Raw genomic sequence first — 18262 nt, 5'->3', positions numbered from 1 at the left:
GACATGCGGGCTCACGAGGCAGGCGCACTGCACGGCGAGATCGGCACCCGGGGGCCCGCGTGGCTCCGTACCCCGGTCGACGTCAACGCCCTGGTGCCGCAACTGTGGCCGCGCAACGTGGCGCGCGGCCCCGGCGGCGCGCTCACCGTCGCGGGCCTGGACGTCCGCGACCTGGCCGCGGAGTACGGCACCCCGGCGTACGTGCTGGACGAGGACGACCTGCGCGAGCGCTGCCGCGAGTTCCGGGCGGCCTTCCCGGACGCGGACGTCTACTACGCCGGCAAGGCGTTCCTGTGCCGCGCCGTGGTCCGCATGATCGCCGAGGAGGGCATGTTCCTCGACGTCTGCACCGGCGGCGAGCTGGCCACCGCGCTGTCGGCCGGGATGCCGCCGGAGAGGATCGGCTTCCACGGCAACAACAAGTCGGTGGCGGAGCTGACCCGGGCGGTGGACGCCGGCGTGGGCCGGATCATCGTCGACTCGTTCACCGAGATCGACCGGCTCACCGAGCTGGCCCGCGAGCGTGGGGTACGCCCGAAGGTGCTGGTCCGGGTCACCGTCGGCGTGGAGGCGCACACCCACGAGTTCATCGCCACCGCGCACGAGGACCAGAAGTTCGGCTTCTCGCTCGCGGGCGGCGCCGCCGCGGCGGCCGCCTTCAAGATCCTCGACGAGGACGTGCTGGAGCTGCGCGGCCTGCACTCGCACATCGGCTCGCAGATCTTCGACGCCAGCGGCTTCGAGGTGTCCGCCCGCCGGGTGCTCGCCCTCCAGTCGCAGATCCGCGACGCCCGGGGCGTGGAGCTGCCCGAGCTGGACCTGGGCGGCGGCTTCGGCATCGCGTACACCACGCAGGACGACCCGGCGTCACCGCACGACCTGGCGAAGCGCCTGCGCAAGATCGTCGACGGGGAGTGCGCGGCGGAGAACCTCGCCGTGCCGCACCTGTCGGTCGAGCCGGGCCGCGCGATCGTCGGTCCGGCCGTGTTCACGCTCTATCAGGCCGGGACCGTGAAAGATGTGGACGGCCTGCGGACGTACGTCAGTGTGGACGGGGGGATGAGCGACAACATCCGTACCGCGCTCTACGACGCCTCGTACTCGGCCACGCTGGCGAACCGCACGTCGACCGCACAGCCGATGCTCGCCCGCGTGGTGGGAAAGCATTGTGAGTCCGGGGACATCGTGGTGAAGGATGAATTCCTGCCCGCTGACGTGCAGCCCGGAGATCTTGTCGCGGTGCCCGGCACCGGGGCCTACTGCCGGAGCATGGCGAGCAACTACAACCATGTCCCGCGGCCCCCGGTCGTCGCCGTCCGCGAAGGTCGGGCGCGGCTGATCGTCCGCCGGGAGACCGAAGACGACCTGCTGGCATTGGATGTGGGATGACCTCACCGGTTCGCTTGGCGCTGCTCGGCTGCGGCACTGTCGGCAGCGACGTGGTCCGGCTGCTGCACGAGCAGTCGGAAGACCTCGCCGCCCGGATCGGCGCCCCGTTGGAGATCGCCGGGATCGCCGTACGCCGGATCGGCCGTGACCGCGGCGACCTGCCGGTCGACCCGGCACTGTTCACCACCGACGCGCTCGGGCTGATCAAGCGCGACGACGTGGACGTGGTGGTCGAGGTGGTCGGCGGCATCGAGCCGGCCCGGGGCTGGCTGGTCGAGGCGCTGCGCGCGGGCAAGAGCGTGGTCACCGCCAACAAGGCGCTGCTCGCCGAGGACGGCGCGACGCTGCACGACGCCGCCGCCGAGGGCGGCGCCGATCTCTACTACGAGGCCAGCGTCGCCGGGGCCATCCCGCTGCTGCGCCCGCTGCGCGAGTCGCTGCACGGCGACCGGATCACCCGGGTCACCGGCATCGTGAACGGCACCACGAACTTCATCCTCTCCGCCATGGACTCCACCGGCGCCGGGTTCGCCGAGGCGCTGGAGGAGGCCACCGAGCTGGGGTACGCCGAGGCGGACCCGACGGCCGACGTGGAGGGCTTCGACGCCGCCGCCAAGGCCGCCATCCTCGCCTCGCTGGCGTTCCACACCCGGGTGACCGCCGCCGACGTGCACCGTGAGGGCATCACCGAGGTGACCGCCGCCGACGTGGCCAGCGCCAAGGCCATGGGCTGCACGATCAAGCTGCTCTGCATCGCGGCCCGGGGCGTCGACGCGCAGGGCCGGGAGACAGTCAACGTCCGGGTGCACCCGGCGATGATCCCGCTGACGCACCCGCTCGCGAGCGTCGGCGACGCGTTCAACGCGGTCTTCGTCGAGGCCGACGCCGCCGGGCAGCTCATGTTCTACGGCCGGGGCGCCGGTGGCGCGCCCACCGCCAGCGCGGTGCTCGGCGACGTGGTGGCGGTGGCCCGCAACCGCCTCGCCGGGGTGCACGCGGCGAGCGAGTCGGCGTACGCGGACCTGCCGGTGCGGCCGATGGGCGAGGCGCTCACCCGCTACCACATCAGCCTCGACGTGGCCGACCGGCCGGGCGTGCTGGCCGGGGTGGCAGGCGTCTTCGCCCGGCACGAGGTGTCCATCGCCACGGTCCGGCAGGGCCCGGCCGGCGGGGACGCCGAACTGGTCATCGTCACCCACGTCGCGCCCGATGCCGCGCTCGCGGCCACCGTCGGTGAGCTGCGCGGACTCGACATCGTCCGTTCGGTGACGAGTGTGCTGCGGGTGGAGGGTGGCGCGTAACCCGCGCGTCCCGCCTGATGGTTAGAGCAGGGTGTGCCGGTGGCCGGCCGGGCAGGCTGGTCCACGCTGGTGACAGGCCCCGGAGCGGGGCGACGGAGGCGAGGAGCACGACATGTGGCGGGGACTGATCGAGGCGTACCGGGATCGGCTGCCGGTCACCGGGGCGACTCCCGTCGTCACCCTGCACGAGGGCAACACGCCGCTGCTGCCGGCGCCGGTGCTCTCCGCCCGGGTCGGCGCGGACGTGTGGCTCAAGGTCGAGGGCGCCAACCCGACCGGCTCGTTCAAGGACCGCGGCATGACTGTCGCGGTCTCCAAGGCCGTCGAGGCCGGTGACAAGGCGATCATCTGTGCCTCCACCGGCAACACCAGCGCCTCCGCCGCCGCGTACGCGGCCCGAGCCGGGATCACCTGCGCGGTGCTGGTGCCGCAGGGCAAGATCGCGCTGGGCAAGCTGGCCCAGGCGCTCGTGCACGGCGCGAAGCTGCTCCAGGTGCAGGGCAACTTCGACGACTGCCTCGGGCTCGCCGGCAAGCTCGCCCAGGACTACCCGGTCGCGCTGGTCAACTCCGTCAACATCGACCGGCTGCACGGCCAGAAGACCGCCGCCTTCGAGATCGTCGAGGCGCTCGGCGACGCGCCCGACATCCACTGCCTGCCGGTCGGCAACGCCGGCAACATCACCGCGTACTGGATGGGCTACTCCGAGGACCTGCGCGACGGCAACGCCACGAAGGCGCCCCGGATGTACGGCTTCCAGGCGGCCGGCGCCGCCCCGATCGTCACCGGGCAGGTGGTGCCGGAGCCGTCGACGATCGCCACCGCCATCCGGATCGGCAACCCGGCGAGCTGGACGAAGGCGATCGACGCGCGGGACGCCTCCGACGGTCTGATCTCGGCGGTCACCGACCGGGAGATCCTGTCGGCGTACCGGCTGCTGGCCCGCGAGGTGGGCGTCTTCGTGGAACTGGGCAGCGCGGCCAGCGTCGCCGGTCTGCTCCAGCAGGCCGCCGCCGGTCGGGTGCCGGCCGGTTCGCGGGTGGTCTGCACGGTCACCGGGCACGGTCTGAAGGACCCGGAGTGGGCCATCTCCACCGCCCCGGCGCCGGTGACCATCGCCAACGACGCGCTGGCCGCCGCCCGCTCGCTCGACCTGGTCTGATCCCTCCGGCTCCTTCGGCGTTCCCCCGACCGGCCTGATCCACGCCACCTCGGGGAGGTGGCGGCATCCCCGCTCTTGATCGACACCAGCTCGGGGAGGTGGCTGGATCGGAGTGGGTGGATGCCGCCACCTCGGCGAAGTGGAGTCGATCAAGGCGGGCGGGGACGCCCCCGAGGGCGGCGGTGTCATCGGCTGGGGCGGATGCCGGGAGTGTCGGGGCGTGCGGCAGACTCAGACACCCCCGCAGACACCTCTCCAGGAGTGAGTAACGCCGATGTCGCTGCTCGCCAGATTCAGCCTCGCCAACCGGGGGCTGATCGCCCTCATCGCGTTGGTGACCACGGCCTTCGGCCTGTTCGCCGTGCCGTCGCTGAAGCAGCAGCTCCTGCCGTCGCTGGAGTTCCCCGCCGCGTTCATCGTGGCGACGTACCCGGGCGCCGCGCCGGAGATCGTGGAATCCCAGGTCGCCGAGCCGATCGAGAACAGCCTCAAGGGCATCCCGGGCCTGGACAAGGTCACCTCGACCTCGCGCGAGGGCGCGGCCACGGTCCAGGTGCAGTACGAGTTCGGCACCGACCTGGACGACGTGGTCAACAAGATGGAGACCGCGCTCAACCGGATCGACTCCCAGCTCCCCGAGGGCGTCGACCCGCAGGTGATCGCCGGCAGCACCGACGACCTGCCCGCCGTGGTGGTCGCCGCGACCGGTGACGGCGACGAGCGGGCGCTGGCGGAGAAGCTGCGCAGCGCCGTCGTACCGGAGCTGGAGGCGCTGGACGGCGTCCGCGCGGTGGACGTCACCGGCGCCCGGAACCAGGTCGTGACCATCACGCCGGACCCGGCGAAGCTGGCCGCGGCCAAGGTGGCGCCGACCGCCATCGCCTCGGCGCTCAAGAGCAACGGCGTGGCCGTGCCGGCGGGCGCGCTCGCCGACGGCGACCGGTCGCTGCCGGTGCAGGTGGGCACGCCGATCCGTACGCTCGACGACCTGCGCGGCATCGTGCTCACCACGGCCCCCGCCGCCCCGGTACGCCTCGGCGACGTGGCCGCCGTGGAGCAGCAGCTCGCCCCGGCCACCTCGTTCACCCGCACCAACGGCAAGCCGAGCCTCGGCATCGCGGTGACCGCCGCTCCGGACGGCAACGCGGTGGAGATCTCGCACGAGATCCGGGACCGGCTGGACGAGCTGGGCGACGCCGCGGGCGCCGAACTGACAGTGGTCTTCGACCAGGCCCCGTTCGTCGAGAAGTCCATCGAGAGCCTGACCACAGAGGGCCTGCTGGGCCTGGTCATGGCGGTCGTGGTGATCCTGGTCTTCCTGCTGTCGGTGCGCTCCACGGTGGTCACCGCGGTGTCCATCCCGCTGTCCGTGCTGGTCGCGCTGATCGTGCTCTGGTCCGGCGACTACTCGCTGAACCTGCTCACCCTCGGCGCGCTGACCATCGCCGTCGGGCGGGTGGTGGACGACTCCATCGTGGTGCTGGAGAACATCAAACGCCATCTGGAGTACGGCGAACCGAAGCGCGACGCGATCCTCACCGCGGTCCGCGAGGTGGCCGGCGCGGTGACCGCGTCCACGCTCACCACGGTCGCCGTGTTCGCGCCGATCGCCCTGGTGGGCGGCTTCGTGGGGCAGCTGTTCGCCCCGTTCGCGATCACCGTGACGGTGGCGCTGCTCGCCTCGCTGCTGGTGTCGCTGACCGTCATCCCGGTGCTGGCGTACTGGTTCCTGCGGCCGCGCGGCGGCGCCGACGACGCCGCCGCCCGGCGCGCCGCCGAGGAGAAGGAGCTGCGCAACCCGTTGCAGCGGGCGTACCTGCCGGTGATCGACTTCGCCACCCGCTCGCGGAAGACCCGCTGGGCCACGGTGGGCCTCGGCCTGCTCGTGCTCCTGGGCACGTTCGGCCTGGCGCAGAAGCTGGAGACGAACTTCCTGGACGACTCCGGCCAGGACACGCTCGCCATCCGGCAGGAGATGCCGGCCGGCACCTCGCTCGCCGGCACCGACCGGGCCGCCGCGCGGGTCGAGGAGGTGCTGCGGCGTACCCCTGGGGTGGAGACCTACCAGGTCAGCGCCGGTGGCGGGGACAACCCGTTCGCCGGCGGCGGCAGCGACCGGGCCACCTGGTCGCTGTCGCTCTCCGACGACACCGACGCCGCGACGGTACGGCAGGGCCTGCGCAAGGAGCTCGACGCGCTCGGCCCGGAGGTGGGCGAGCTGACGTTCGGCGGCGGGCAGAACGCCTCCGCCAACCAGGTCGAGGTGGTCGTGCAGGCCGCCGACCAGGAGACGCTGACCCGGGCGGCCGAGGCGGTACGGGGCGCGATGGCCGGCACGCCGGGCGTGGAGGACGTCACCAGCAGCCTCGCCACCCAGGTGCCGCGCGTCGAGGTGACCGTGGACCGGGTGGCCGCGGCCCGCGCGGGTCTCACCGAGGCGGCCGTCGGGCAGCTCGTCGCGCAGACGTACCGGGGGGCGCCGCTCGGGCAGGTGACGCTCGACGGTACGGCGCAGAACGTGGTTCTCAGCAGCGGTGCCCGGCCGCCGCTGACCGTCGAGGAGCTGCGGGCGCTGCGGGTCGGCGCGGTGCCGCTGGACGCGATCGCCGACGTCGAGCAGGTCGACGGCCCGCAGCAGGTGACCCGGATCGACGGGGAGCGCAGCGTCTCGGTCACCGGCACGGCGACCGGCTCGAACCTCGGCGCCACCACGCAGGAGCTGCAGAAGCGGCTGGACGCGCTGGACGTGCCGGGCGCCACGTACGTGATCGGCGGTGTCAGCGCCGACCAGGCCGACGCGTTCGCGGACCTCGGGCTCGCGGTGCTGGCCGCCATCGCGATCGTCTTCCTGATCATGGTGGCGACGTTCCGCAGCCTGACCCAGGCGCTGATCCTGCTGATCTCGGTGCCGTTCGCCGCGACCGGCGCGATCGGTCTGCTGCTGGTCACCGGCACGCCGCTGGGTGTGCCGGCGCTGATCGGCGTGCTCATGCTCGTCGGCATCGTGGTGACGAACGCGATCGTGCTGCTGGACCTGATCAACCAGTACCGGGCCCAGGGCATGGACGTGACCGAGGCCGTGGTCGAGGGCGGCCGGCGGCGGCTCCGGCCGATCCTGATGACCGCCGTCGCCACCATCTTCGCGTTGCTGCCGATGGCGCTCGGCCTGACCGGTGAGGGCGGCTTCATCTCCAAGCCGCTGGCGATCGTGGTGATCGGCGGCCTGCTCAGCTCGACGCTGCTGACGCTGGTGCTGGTGCCGACGCTCTACACCATGGTCGAGCACACCAAGGGCTCGTTCCGGAACCGGCGGCGGGGCGGCGCTCCCGAGCCGGTCGAGCCGCGGCCGGAGCCGGACCCGGTGCCGGTGGCGGTCGGCGGCGGGGAGCGGGCCGAGGAGCGGGCCGTGGTGGCGCCGCCGCCGGCCCGCCCGTCGGGCGCGCTGGTCGACGGCACCGACCAGTTCGAGGTGCTCCGCCTGCCCAAGAGCCGCCAGTCGCCGCTCCCGCCCACCGAGTGACCGGCCGGGAGGGGCCCCGCGCGGGCCCCTCCCGGCACTCGGCGCGCGGGACACACCCGAGCCGCACCGGGCGGTACGCTCAGTGAGCTGCTGCCTACTTTCGGTTCGGAGGCGTGATGGCGGGGGGTGCGGGCCGGTGGGATCGGCGTACCGTGCTGCGCCGCTCCGCGCTCCTGCTCGGCGGGGCGGTGGTCGGCTCCGTCGCGACCGTCGAGAGCACCTGGGTCGCCGACCGCCGGCTCCCGATCTCGGGCGGCCCGGCCAGCGCCACGCTCGGCAACCGCCACCAGGACGTCGGCACCGGCGGGATGCAGGTCGTCTGGGGCGTCCGCACCGAGGAACCCCTGGTGGCGCTCACCTTCGACGACGGCCCCCGCCCACAGTGGACCCCGATGGTGCTCGACACGCTCGACGAGCACCGGGTGCCGGCCACCTTCTTCCTGGTCGGTGAGCGGGCCCGCGAACACGCCACCCTGGTCCGGGGCCGGATGGGCACCCACGAGGTCGGCAACCACAGCTGGGCGCACCGCGACCTGGCCCGGATGGACGCCGCGACGGTCTACGACGACCTGCGCCGCAGCCACGACGCGATCACGGCGGCCACCGGTTCGGCGCCCCGGCTGCTCCGCCCGCCCTGGGGGCACCTGGGCGGCTCGGTGCTGTACGCGTCGGCCCGGCTCGGCTACCGCCTGGTGCTCTGGACGCTCCAGATGGTCGAGAGCGAGTTCCCGCACGACCCGGCCGGGCACGCCCGGCGGATCGTCGCCGACGTGCGACCCGGCACGATCCTGCTCGGCCACGACGTCGGCAACGACGGCCGGCTCGTCGCACTCCGCGGCCTGCCCGACATGATCAACGGTTTGCGGGCCCGGGGATACACCTTCGTCACGGTCTCCGACCTGCTGCGCCGCGCTGCCGCGCCCGGGGCGGCCCGGTAGGGTGCCCGCGTGTCACCCACCCTCTCGGTCCTCGTCCGCAACCGCGACTTCCGCCATCTGTTCCTCGCCGAGCTGGTGGTCTTCGGCGCGGACTGGTTCGTCATGGTGCCGCTGCTGGTGCTGCTGCCCGAGCTGACCGGCAGCGGCGTCTGGGGTGCGCTGGTGCTGGCGGTGGACACCGGCACGACCGCGTTGCTGCTCCCGTACGCCGGGACGATCGCCGACCGGTTCGACCGCCGCAAGGTGATGATGGTGGCCAACGTGGGCGCGCTCGCCGGGGTGCTGCTGCTGCTCGGCGTGCGCAGCGCCGGTACGGCCTGGCTGGCGCTGGCGGCGATCGCGCTGGTGGCGGTGGCGAAGGCGTTCTACTCGCCGGCCGCCCAGGCCGCGCTGCCCAACGTGGTCGACCCGGAGGACCTGGCCGCCGGCAACGCGGTCGCCGGCTCGGCCTGGGGCACGATGACAGTGGTGGGCGCCTCGCTCGGCGGCATCCTGAGCGCCGTCGCCGGCCCGTACGCCAGCTTCTGGGTGGCCGCCGTCGGCCTGCTCGCCGCCGCGGGCCTGGCCGCGCTGATCCGCCGGCCGTTGCAGGCGCCGCGCGACCCGGCGGCGACGGTGCCGCGCACCTGGGCGGCCATCCGGGAGGCCCTGCGCTACATCGCCCACCGCCCGCGCGTGCTGGCCCTGGTCACGGTCAAGTCGGCGGTCGGCCTGGGCAACGGCGTGCTCACCGTCTTCCCGCTGCTCGCCGGGGTGTACGGCGTCGGCGCGGTCGGGGCCGGGTTGCTCTTCGCCGCCCGCGGCGCCGGGGCGCTGGTCGGCCCGATCATGATGCGCCGGGTGCTGAGCAACCGGGCCTGGCTGCTCACCGGCCTGGCGCTGTCCATGTCGATGTACGGCCTGGCCTACCTGGGCGCCTCGGTGGTGACCTGGTTCCCGCTGGTGCTGGTCCTGGTGTTCCTGGCCCACCTGGGCGGCGGCAGCAACTGGGTGCTGTCCAACTACGCGTTGCAGGGCGAGGTGCCGGACCGGCTCCGTGGGCGGGTCTTCGCCACCGACATGATGCTGGCGACGCTCGCCATCGCGGTGAGCCAGCTGGTGGTGGCGCTCGTGGTGGACCGGGTGGACGAGCGCACCGTGCTGGCCGGCTGTGGCCTGGTCACCGTCGCGTACGCGATCGGCTGGCGGTTCGCCACCCGGCGGCTCTCGCTCACCGACCCGGTCGACACGCCGACCCCCGAGCGCACCGGCTGACACGCCGGTCCCACGCTCCGGGCGGTCCGGCCGGGCTGTCGGGGTGACGTCCTAGCATGAGCCGGTGCCGACCACATTCACCCCCGGCCCGGTGCGGGTCCGGGTGCCCGCGACCAGCGCCAACCTGGGCCCCGGCTTCGACGCGCTCGGTCTGGCCCTCGGCCGCCACGACGACGTCACGGCCGAGGTGACGGACGGCGGCGTACGGGTTTCGGTCACCGGCGAGGGCGCCGGCGAGCTGCCGTCGGACGAGCGGCACCTGATCGTCACCGCCATGCGGGCCACGTTCGACGCGCTCGGCGCGCAGCCGGCCGGCCTGGCGCTGGAGTGCGTCAACCGCATCCCGCAGGCCCGGGGGCTCGGCTCGTCGTCGGCGGCGATCGTGGCCGGGGTGCTGGCGGCCCGTGCGCTGGTGGCCGACGGCGAGCAGCGGCTGGACGGCGACGCCGCGCTGCGGCTGGCGGCCGAGCTGGAGGGGCATCCGGACAACGTCGCGCCCTGCCTGCTGGGCGGCTTCACCATCGCCTGGACGGAACCGGGCGGCGCGCGGGCGGTCTCGCTGCCGGTGGCGCCGGCGGTGCGCCCGACCGTCTTCGTGCCCGCCGAGCGGGGCCTGACCTCGGTGGCCCGGGCGGCGTTGCCGGCCACCGTGCCGCACGCCGACGCGGCGTTCAACGCGGGCCGTGCGGCCCTGCTGGTGCACGCGCTGACCGCGGATCCCGGGCTGCTGCTGCCCGCCACCGTCGACCGGTTGCACCAGGAGCAGCGGGCGCCGGGGATGCCGGCCACGGCAGGGCTGGTCGGTGCGCTGCGCGAGGCCGGTGTGGCGGCTGTGGTCAGTGGGGCGGGTCCGACGGTGCTGGCGCTCTCCGAGGTCCCGGCCGGATTCCAGGCGGGAACAGATTGGCGCCGGTGGGAGTTGCCGATAGATGTCAGCGGTGCCCGGGTCATCCGGGGTAGACTTTGACACGCCGAGCGGGGCCCTGTTGCCGCAGGTCGGACGAGGCGATTACGCTCTAGACCTAGCACAGCCGCGAAGCATGCGATCTTCCTGCGGTTCGGCGCACCCCCGAAGCTCTCGGCGGTAGCCCGTCACCCCTGCTCAAGGCCCACGCCGCGCCGCAGTTTCCACAGGTCGCCGCAGACGGCGAGACCTGCTCACCGATGGTGGTGAGTCGGGAAACCACCGGCTGCTGTGTCACAGACTCCCGCGACGCGTCATGCGAGGCGGGTGCACCGAGGCCGCCCGGCCACCTGGTTCCACGACTCCGGGCAGCCCGGCCTATCGAGGGAAGGAATCCATTGAGCGACACCACCGACGTGACGTCGGATGTTTCCAACGTCGCTGGCGATGCCACCACCGCCGCCCCCACGCGCCGCCGGCGGAGCGGCACCGGTCTGTCGGCGATGCTGCTGCCGGAGCTCCAGAGCCTGGCCGCGTCGCTCGGCATCTCTGGTACCGCTCGCATGCGCAAGGGCGAGCTGATCAGTGCCATCACCGAGCGGCAGCAGGGCGGCGCCGCGGCCGGAACCCCTCGACCGCGTGCCGAGGTGGCGGCTGCGTCCGCTCCCGCCCGTGAGGAGGTGCACGCGGAGGTCCGTGAGGAGCGGGCCGAGGCACGCCCCGCCGAGCAGGCGCCGGCCGCCGAGGTGACCGAGGGTCGTACCCGTGGTCGCCGCAGCCGGGCCGCCGCCGCTACCACCGAGGCGCGACCGGCGGAGACGCCGGCGGCCGAGGCGCGGCCGGCCGAGACGGCGCGCGCCGAGGAGGCGCCCGCCGAGACCGGCGAGCGGGCCGAGCGTGGCGGAGACCGGGCCGAGCGCGGTGAGCGCAACGAGGGCCGGGGCCGTGAGCGCGGCGAGCGCGGCGGTGACCGTGCCGAGCGTGGCGGCGAGCGGACCGACCGTGGCGAGCGGGCCGAGCGCGGCGAGCGCAACGACCGTGGTGACCGCAACGACCGTGGTGACCGCGCCGAGCGTGGTGACCGGGCCGAGCGGGGCGACCGCAACGAGCGGGCCGACCGGGGCGAGCGCGCCGAGCGTACGGACCGCAACGACCGCGGTGACCGGGGCGGCGACCGCAACGACCGCAACGACCGTGGTCAGCGCGCCGAGCGGGACAACGACGGCGACGACGACGGCGAGGGCGGCGGCCGGCGGGGCCGGCGCAGCCGGTTCCGGGACCGTCGTCGCGGCCGCGGCGAGCGGGGCGAGGGCGACAGCGGTGGCGGCCGCGAGCCGCAGGTCGGCGAGGACGACGTGCTCGTCCCGGTCGCCGGCATCATCGACGTGCTCGACAACTACGCCTTCGTCCGGACCACCGGCTACCTGGCCGGCCCGAACGACGTGTACGTCTCGATGTCCCAGATCAAGAAGTACGGCCTGCGCCGCGGTGACGCGATCACCGGCGCCGTGCGGGCCGCGCGGGACGGCGAGCAGCGGCGCGACAAGTACAACCCGCTGGTCCGGCTGGACACCATCAACGGGATGGAGCCGGACGAGGCGAAGCGCCGGCCGGAGTTCTACAAGCTCACCCCGCTCTACCCGCAGGAGCGCCTGCGGCTGGAGACCGAGCCGCACATCCTCACCACCCGGGTGATCGACCTGGTCATGCCGATCGGCAAGGGCCAGCGGGCGCTCATCGTGTCGCCGCCGAAGGCCGGTAAGACGATGGTGCTGCAGGCGATCGCGAACGCGATCACCCGCAACAACCCGGAGTGCCACCTGATGGTGGTGCTGGTGGACGAGCGGCCGGAAGAGGTCACCGACATGCAGCGGTCGGTGAAGGGCGAGGTCATCGCGGCCACGTTCGACCGTCCGCCGCAGGACCACACCACCGTCGCCGAGCTGGCGATCGAGCGGGCGAAGCGCCTCGTCGAGCTGGGGCACGACGTGGTCGTGCTGCTCGACTCGGTGACCCGGCTCGGGCGGTCGTACAACCTGGCGGCGCCGGCCAGCGGCCGGATCATGTCGGGTGGTATCGACTCCACCGCGCTCTACCCGCCCAAGCGCTTCCTCGGCGCGGCGCGCAACATCGAGAACGGCGGTTCGCTGACCATTCTCGCCACCGCGCTGGTGGAGACCGGTTCCATGGCGGACACGGTCATCTTCGAGGAGTTCAAGGGCACGGGTAACGCCGAGCTGAAGCTGGACCGGAAGATCGCCGACAAGCGGGTCTTCCCGGCGATCGACATCAACCCCTCCGGCACCCGCAAGGAGGAGGTCCTGCTCGCGCCGGAGGAGCTGGCGATCATCCACAAGCTCCGCAAGGTGCTGCACTCGCTGGACTCGCAGGCGGCGCTCGACCTCCTGCTGGACCGGCTCAAGCAGTCCCGCACCAACATCGAGTTCCTGATGCAGATCGCGAAGTCCACTCCGGGCGAGTGAGCTGACGGATCCGTCGAACGAGGGGCACGGCTGCACCGGCCGTGCCCCTCGTCGCGTACCGGGCGACCGACCGTGAAGTTTTTCTACGGTTAAGCCGAGAGGTATTGAAACTTCTGTTCACCGTCGGGTTGACTGTCGTCCATGCGAACCCGCAGTCGACCCGCCCACCTCGCTGGCGTCCTGCTGCTGACGCCGTTGCTGACCCTCACCGCGCCGGCACCGACCGCCGCCACCGCCGCGCCGTCGGCTGTCGCGCCGTCGGCCGCCACCGCCGCCGAGGACGCGCCACGCGCCTCGTCCCGTCCCGACTCCGCCGTCGCGCTCGCCGGTGTGGAGCCGGCCGGCGGCCTGGAGACCGCCAAGACCACCCGGCCGGTCGCGCCCGGCCTCGACCTGACCTCCTTCGACAGGTACGACGCGGCCGGCTGGCTGCGCGCCGACGCCCTCACCGCCGACCTGGCCGGCGGGCTGACAGTGGACTACGTGAACTCCGGCGAGGTCACGAAGGACGAGCCGCTGCGCGCCGCCGTCGACCGGTCCCGTGCCGTCGCGGCGGTGAACGGCGACTTCTTCGACATCAACAACTCCGGCGCCGCCCAGGGCGTCGGCGTCCGCTCCGGCGAACTGGTGCAGTCGCCGGTGGCCGGGCACCCGAACGCCGTCGGGATCAGCGCCCAGGGCATCGGCCGGGTGGTCCAGGTCGGCTTCGAGGGCACCGCGACGCTGCCCGCCGGGCCGGTGCCGCTGACCCAGTTCAACAACATGGTGCAGCGCGACGGCGTGGGCGTGTTCACGCCGCTCTGGGGGTCGTACACCCGTAAGCGGGCCGTGGAGGGCGCGGCCCGGACGGTCGAGGTGACGGTGACCGGCGGCCGGGTGGCGAGCGTGGCCACCACGGCGGGCGAGGGGCCGATCCCGGCCGGCAGCACCGTGCTGCTCGGCCGCGAGGCCGGCGCCGACGCGCTCGCCGCGCTGCGTCCTGGCGACGCGGTGGACCTGACCTGGCGGCCGCGGGCCTCCGACGGCGGCGACCTGCGCGCCGCGGTCGGCGGCGGCAACGTGCTCGTGCGCGACGGCGTCGTCCAGAGCATCGCCGACGCGTCGCTGGCGCCGCGTACGGCTGTCGGCTTCTCCGCCGACGGCCGCAAAATGATCATGCTGACGGTGGACGGCCGGCAGGTGGACAGCCGGGGCGTCACCCAGACCGAGATGGGCCGCATGATGGCCGAGCTGGGCGCCGCCAACGCGCTCAACCTCGACGGCGGCGGCTCCTCCACGCTGCTGGCCCGGGAGCCGGGCGCGGCCACGGTCCAGGTGGAGAACAGCCCGTCCGACGGCAGCGAACGGCCGGTGCCCAACGGGCTCGCCGTCTACGCCCCGAAGGGCAGCGGCCGGCTCACCGGCTACTGGCTGGAGACCGCCAGCGACCCGACCGCCGCACCCGGCGTCGCGCCGGTGCGCGGCGGCCGGCCGGACCGGGTCTTCCCCGGCCTCACCCGCCGGCTCACCGCCGCCGGATACGACGAGACGTACGGCCCGGCCGCGGGCGAGCCGCGCTGGCACGCCACCCACGGACGGGTGGACGGCGACGGCGTGTTCCGGGCCGCCGTCCCCGGCCGCAGCACCGTCACGGCCGCCCGCGGCCGGGCCCGGGGCACGATCGAGCTGACAGTGCTCGGGCCACTGGCGCGCATCGACGGCACCGTCGACCGGGTCGGCCTGGACCGGGCCGGTGACAGCGGCCTGTTCGGTGTGGTCGGCTACGACGCCGAGGGCAACACCGCGCCGATCGAGCCGGCCGACCTGACGCTGGAGTACGACAGCGACCTGCTCTCCGTCACCCCCACCGCCGACGGCAACCTCTCCGTCAAGGCGCTCGCCGCGACCGGCTCGGCGCTGGTCACCGCGCGGGTCGGCAACCGCACCACGGTCCTGCCGGTGACCGTCGGGCTCACCGACGTGCCGGTGGCCGGGTTCGACGACGCCGCGTCCTGGAAGTTCAGCCAGGCCCGCGCCTCCGGGTCGGTCGCACCGGCCGAGGGGCACACCGGCGGCGGGCTGCGGATGTCGTACGACTTCAGCCAGTCCACCGGCACCCGGGCCGCGTACGCCGACCCGCCCGCCTGGATCGACGTCCCCGGCCAGCCGCAGGCGTTCGGTATGTGGATCAAGGCCAACGGCACCGGCGAGTGGCCCAGCCTGCACCTGCACGACGCACAGGACACCCAGTTCGTGCTGCGCGGCCCGTACCTGGACTGGACCGGCTGGAAGTACGTCGAGTTCGCCGTACCGCCGGGCGTGCAGTACCCCGTGCGGGTGCGCCGGTTCTACGTCGCCGAGACCGACCCGGCCAAGCAGTACCGCAGCGAGGTGGTGATCGACGACCTGGTGGCCCGGGTGCCGCCGGACGTGCAGGCGCCGCCGGAGCCGAACCGCACCGACCGGGTGGTGGTGCGCGACGGCACTGTGGACGGGGCGCCCTGGCGCTTCGCGGTGCTCTCCGACGCCCAGTTCGTCGCTGCGAACCCGGACAGCGACCTGGTCGCCCAGGCCCGCCGTACGCTGCGCGAGGTCCGCGCCGCCCGGCCGGACTTCCTGATCATCAACGGCGACTTCGTGGACACCGCCTACCCGGCGGACTTCGCCCTGGCCAAGCGCATCCTGGACGAGGAACTGGACGGCCAGGTGCCGTACCACTACGTGCCTGGCAACCACGAGATCATGGGCGCGCCGATCGACAACTTCCGCAGCGTCTTCGGGGACACCTCGCGCGTCTTCGACCACCGGGGCACCCGGTTCCTCACGCTCAGCACCGCCACCGGCTCCCTGCGCGGAGGCGGGTTCGACCAGGTGGAGCTGCTGCGCCGGACGCTCGACCAGGCCGCCGCCGACCGCTCGGTCGGTTCGGTGGCGGTGCTCTTCCACCACCCGCCGCGCGACCCGAGCCCGGCCAAGGCCAGCCAGCTCGGCGACCGCAAGGAGGCGGCACTGGTCGAGCAGTGGCTGGCCGACTTCCAGCACCGCACCGGCAAGGGCGCGCTGATGGTCAACGGTCACGTCGGCACGTTCCACGCCGACCGGGTGGACGGCGTGCCGTACGTGATCAACGGCAACTCGGGCAAGGACCCGTCCACCCCCGCGGCGCTCGGCGGGTTCACCGGCTGGACCGAGTTCGGCGTGGACCCGGTGACGCCGGGGGAGGCCGAGCGGGCCCGCCGTGACCCGCTGGCCGAGGGCCCGCGGTGGGTGAGCGCCGAGATGCACGCCCACGTCGACCGGCTCGCGGTGACCGCCCCCGCGCAGGTGTCCCGGCGTACGCCGGCCGACGTCACGGCCACGCTCACCCAGCCCAGCGGCCGGCAGGTGCCGGTGGCCGCGCCGGTCAGCGCCGACTGGTCCGGGTCGCCGAACCTGCACATCGGCGGCGCGGCGGGCGTACGCCCCTGGCACGCCGCCCGCTTCGACCCGGCCACCGGCACGCTCACCGCCCTGCGCCCCGGCGCCCAGGTGCAGCTCACGGTGACGGTGAACGGCGTCAAGGCCGAAACCCAGGTGACCACGACCCCGTAACCCCCCCCGGCCCCCACCCGCCCCAGCCCCGTCGATCATGAAGTTGGCCCGGACAAAAGCGACAGGAAAGACGGTCAAGTTCATGATCGACGGGGTGGGGGCGGGGCGGGGGCGGGGCGGTGGGGGAGTGGGTGGGGTGGGGGTGGGAATGCTGACGGGTGGGCCGGCGTTGGGGGTGGCGGACCTCCTGTGCCGGGTGGAAGACGCCCGTGGCAGACTGGTCAATCGGCCACCGGTTCCGGTTCACGCCCGAGCCCGTCGTGACGACGGGGAGCACTGACGGCGACCCGGCGACCACCGACGAAAGGACCGAGGCGACATGAAGCCCAACATCCACCCGGAGTACGTGACCACCGAGGTCCGCTGCTCCTGCGGCAACACGTTCACGACCCGCAGCACCGCCAAGGGCGGCGCCATCAGCGTCGAGACCTGCAGCGCCTGCCACCCGTTCTACACCGGTAAGCAGCGCGTGCTGGACACCGCCGGCCGGGTCGCGAAGTTCCAGCAGAAGTACGCCAAGGTTCAGGCCAAGAAGGCCAAGTAGCTCCGTCGACGACGCCCGTGTCCGGCTCCTGCCGGGCACGGGCGTTCGTCCGTTTGTGCCGGTTCCACTTCCAAGGAGCATCCGCAGCATGAGCAGTGAGCGCCTGGCCGCCCTCCTCGACGAGTACGCCGAGCTGGAGCGGCGGCTGGCCGACCCGGCCATCCACGCCGACCAGGGCACCGCCCGGCGGGTCGGCCGTCGGTACGCCGAGCTGGTCCCACTGCACAAGGCGGCCGGCGAGCTGGAGCAGGCCCGCGCCGACCTGACCGCCGCCCGGGAGCTGGCCGCCGAGGACGCGACGTTCGCCGCCGAGGCGGACAGCATCGCCGCGTCCCTGCCGGCGCTGGAGGAACGGCTCGCGGAACTGCTCATCCCGCGCGACCCGCACGACGCCAAGGACGTGATCGTCGAGATCAAGGCCGGCGAGGGCGGCGAGGAGTCCGCGCTGTTCGCGGGCGACCTGCTGCGGATGTACACCCGGTACGCCGAGCGGCACGGCTGGGTCACCGAGGTGATCGACGCGCAGGACTCCGACCTGGGTGGCGTCAAGGACGTCTCCCTGGCGATCAAGAGCAAGGGCGTCCCGGAGGGCGGCAACGGCGTCTGGTCCCGGCTCAAGTGGGAGGGCGGCGTGCACCGGGTGCAGCGCGTCCCGGTCACCGAGTCGCAGGGCCGGATCCACACCAGCGCCGCCGGCGTGCTGGTGCTGCCCGAGGCGGAGGACGTCGACGTCACCATCGACCCGAACGAGCTGCGCATCGACGTGTTCCGCTCGTCCGGCCCCGGTGGGCAGTCGGTGAACACGACCGACTCGGCGGTCCGGATCACGCACGTGCCGACCGGCATCGTGGTCTCCTGCCAGAACGAGAAGTCGCAGCTGCAGAACCGGGAGCAGGCCATGCGCATCCTGCGCGCCCGGCTGCTCGCCGCCGCCCAGGAGCAGGCGGACGCGGCGGCGTCGGACGCCCGCAAGGCGCAGGTCCGCACCGTGGACCGGTCCGAGCGGATCCGCACCTACAACTTCCCGCAGAACCGGATCACCGACCACCGCATCGGCTACACCGCGTACAACCTCGACCTGGCGCTGGCCGGCGAGCTGGACGGGGTGCTCGACGCGCTGGCCGAGGCGGACCGCGCGGCCCGGCTGGCCGGCGAGACCGAGCTGTCCCGTCGCTGACCCGGCGCGGCACCGCGCGA

11 protein-coding genes are annotated in these 18262 nt (G+C 73.5%); all 11 read left to right on the top strand.

Annotated features, from left to right (window positions below; all coding sequences use genetic code 11):
- Nucleotides 1–3 precede the first annotated feature (3 nt).
- The 11 genes from lysA (at nt 4) to prfA (ending at nt 18242) form a co-directional block, all read left to right on the top strand.
- Nucleotides 4–1389, top strand: a complete 1386-nt coding sequence (gene lysA, locus ACN27D_RS08205) for a diaminopimelate decarboxylase (protein ID WP_120573337.1) — start codon at nt 4–6, stop codon at nt 1387–1389.
- The gene (locus tag ACN27D_RS08200; RefSeq protein WP_334461900.1) at nt 1386–2690 is read left to right on the top strand and encodes a homoserine dehydrogenase; all 1305 of its coding nucleotides are present in this window, start codon (nt 1386–1388) and stop codon (nt 2688–2690) included. The genes lysA and ACN27D_RS08200 overlap by 4 nt, the downstream gene beginning before the upstream one ends.
- 112 nt (nt 2691–2802) lie before the next feature.
- Nucleotides 2803–3852, top strand: coding sequence for a threonine synthase (gene thrC / locus ACN27D_RS08195; RefSeq protein ID WP_120573339.1), 1050 nt, complete (start codon nt 2803–2805; stop codon nt 3850–3852).
- A gap of 274 nt (nt 3853–4126) precedes the next feature.
- Nucleotides 4127–7372, top strand: a complete 3246-nt coding sequence (locus ACN27D_RS08190; RefSeq protein ID WP_421498855.1) for an efflux RND transporter permease subunit — start codon at nt 4127–4129, stop codon at nt 7370–7372.
- Between the two features lie 116 nt (nt 7373–7488).
- Entirely contained in the window at nt 7489–8310 is an 822-nt protein-coding gene (locus tag ACN27D_RS08185; protein ID WP_120573341.1) for a polysaccharide deacetylase family protein, read from the top strand.
- Nucleotides 8311–8319: 9 nt separating this feature from the next.
- Nucleotides 8320–9564, top strand: coding sequence for an MFS transporter (locus ACN27D_RS08180; protein WP_421498854.1), 1245 nt, complete (start codon nt 8320–8322; stop codon nt 9562–9564).
- Nucleotides 9565–9628: 64 nt separating this feature from the next.
- Entirely contained in the window at nt 9629–10531 is a 903-nt protein-coding gene (gene thrB, locus ACN27D_RS08175; protein WP_121685744.1) for a homoserine kinase, read from the top strand.
- A gap of 335 nt (nt 10532–10866) precedes the next feature.
- Nucleotides 10867–12951, top strand: a complete 2085-nt coding sequence (gene rho / locus ACN27D_RS08170; RefSeq protein ID WP_421498853.1) for a transcription termination factor Rho — start codon at nt 10867–10869, stop codon at nt 12949–12951.
- A 141-nt stretch (nt 12952–13092) separates the two neighbouring features.
- Nucleotides 13093–16521, top strand: coding sequence for a phosphodiester glycosidase family protein (locus ACN27D_RS08165; RefSeq protein ID WP_364802472.1), 3429 nt, complete (start codon nt 13093–13095; stop codon nt 16519–16521).
- Between the two features lie 319 nt (nt 16522–16840).
- The gene (rpmE, locus tag ACN27D_RS08160; protein WP_013288272.1) at nt 16841–17065 is read left to right on the top strand and encodes a 50S ribosomal protein L31; all 225 of its coding nucleotides are present in this window, start codon (nt 16841–16843) and stop codon (nt 17063–17065) included.
- 88 nt (nt 17066–17153) lie between these two features.
- Nucleotides 17154–18242 carry a peptide chain release factor 1 gene (prfA, locus tag ACN27D_RS08155; RefSeq protein WP_120573346.1) on the top strand — a complete coding sequence of 363 codons (1089 nt, stop codon included), beginning with the start codon at nt 17154–17156 and terminating at the stop codon, nt 18240–18242.
- Nucleotides 18243–18262 lie beyond the last annotated feature (20 nt).

It is taken from the genome of Micromonospora sp. WMMD1274, assembly GCF_049179035.1.
GTDB lineage: Bacteria > Actinomycetota > Actinomycetes > Mycobacteriales > Micromonosporaceae > Micromonospora > Micromonospora tulbaghiae.
The sequence above is the reverse complement of the archived record's forward strand: the minus strand, read 5'-3'. Positions and strand labels throughout refer to the sequence as shown.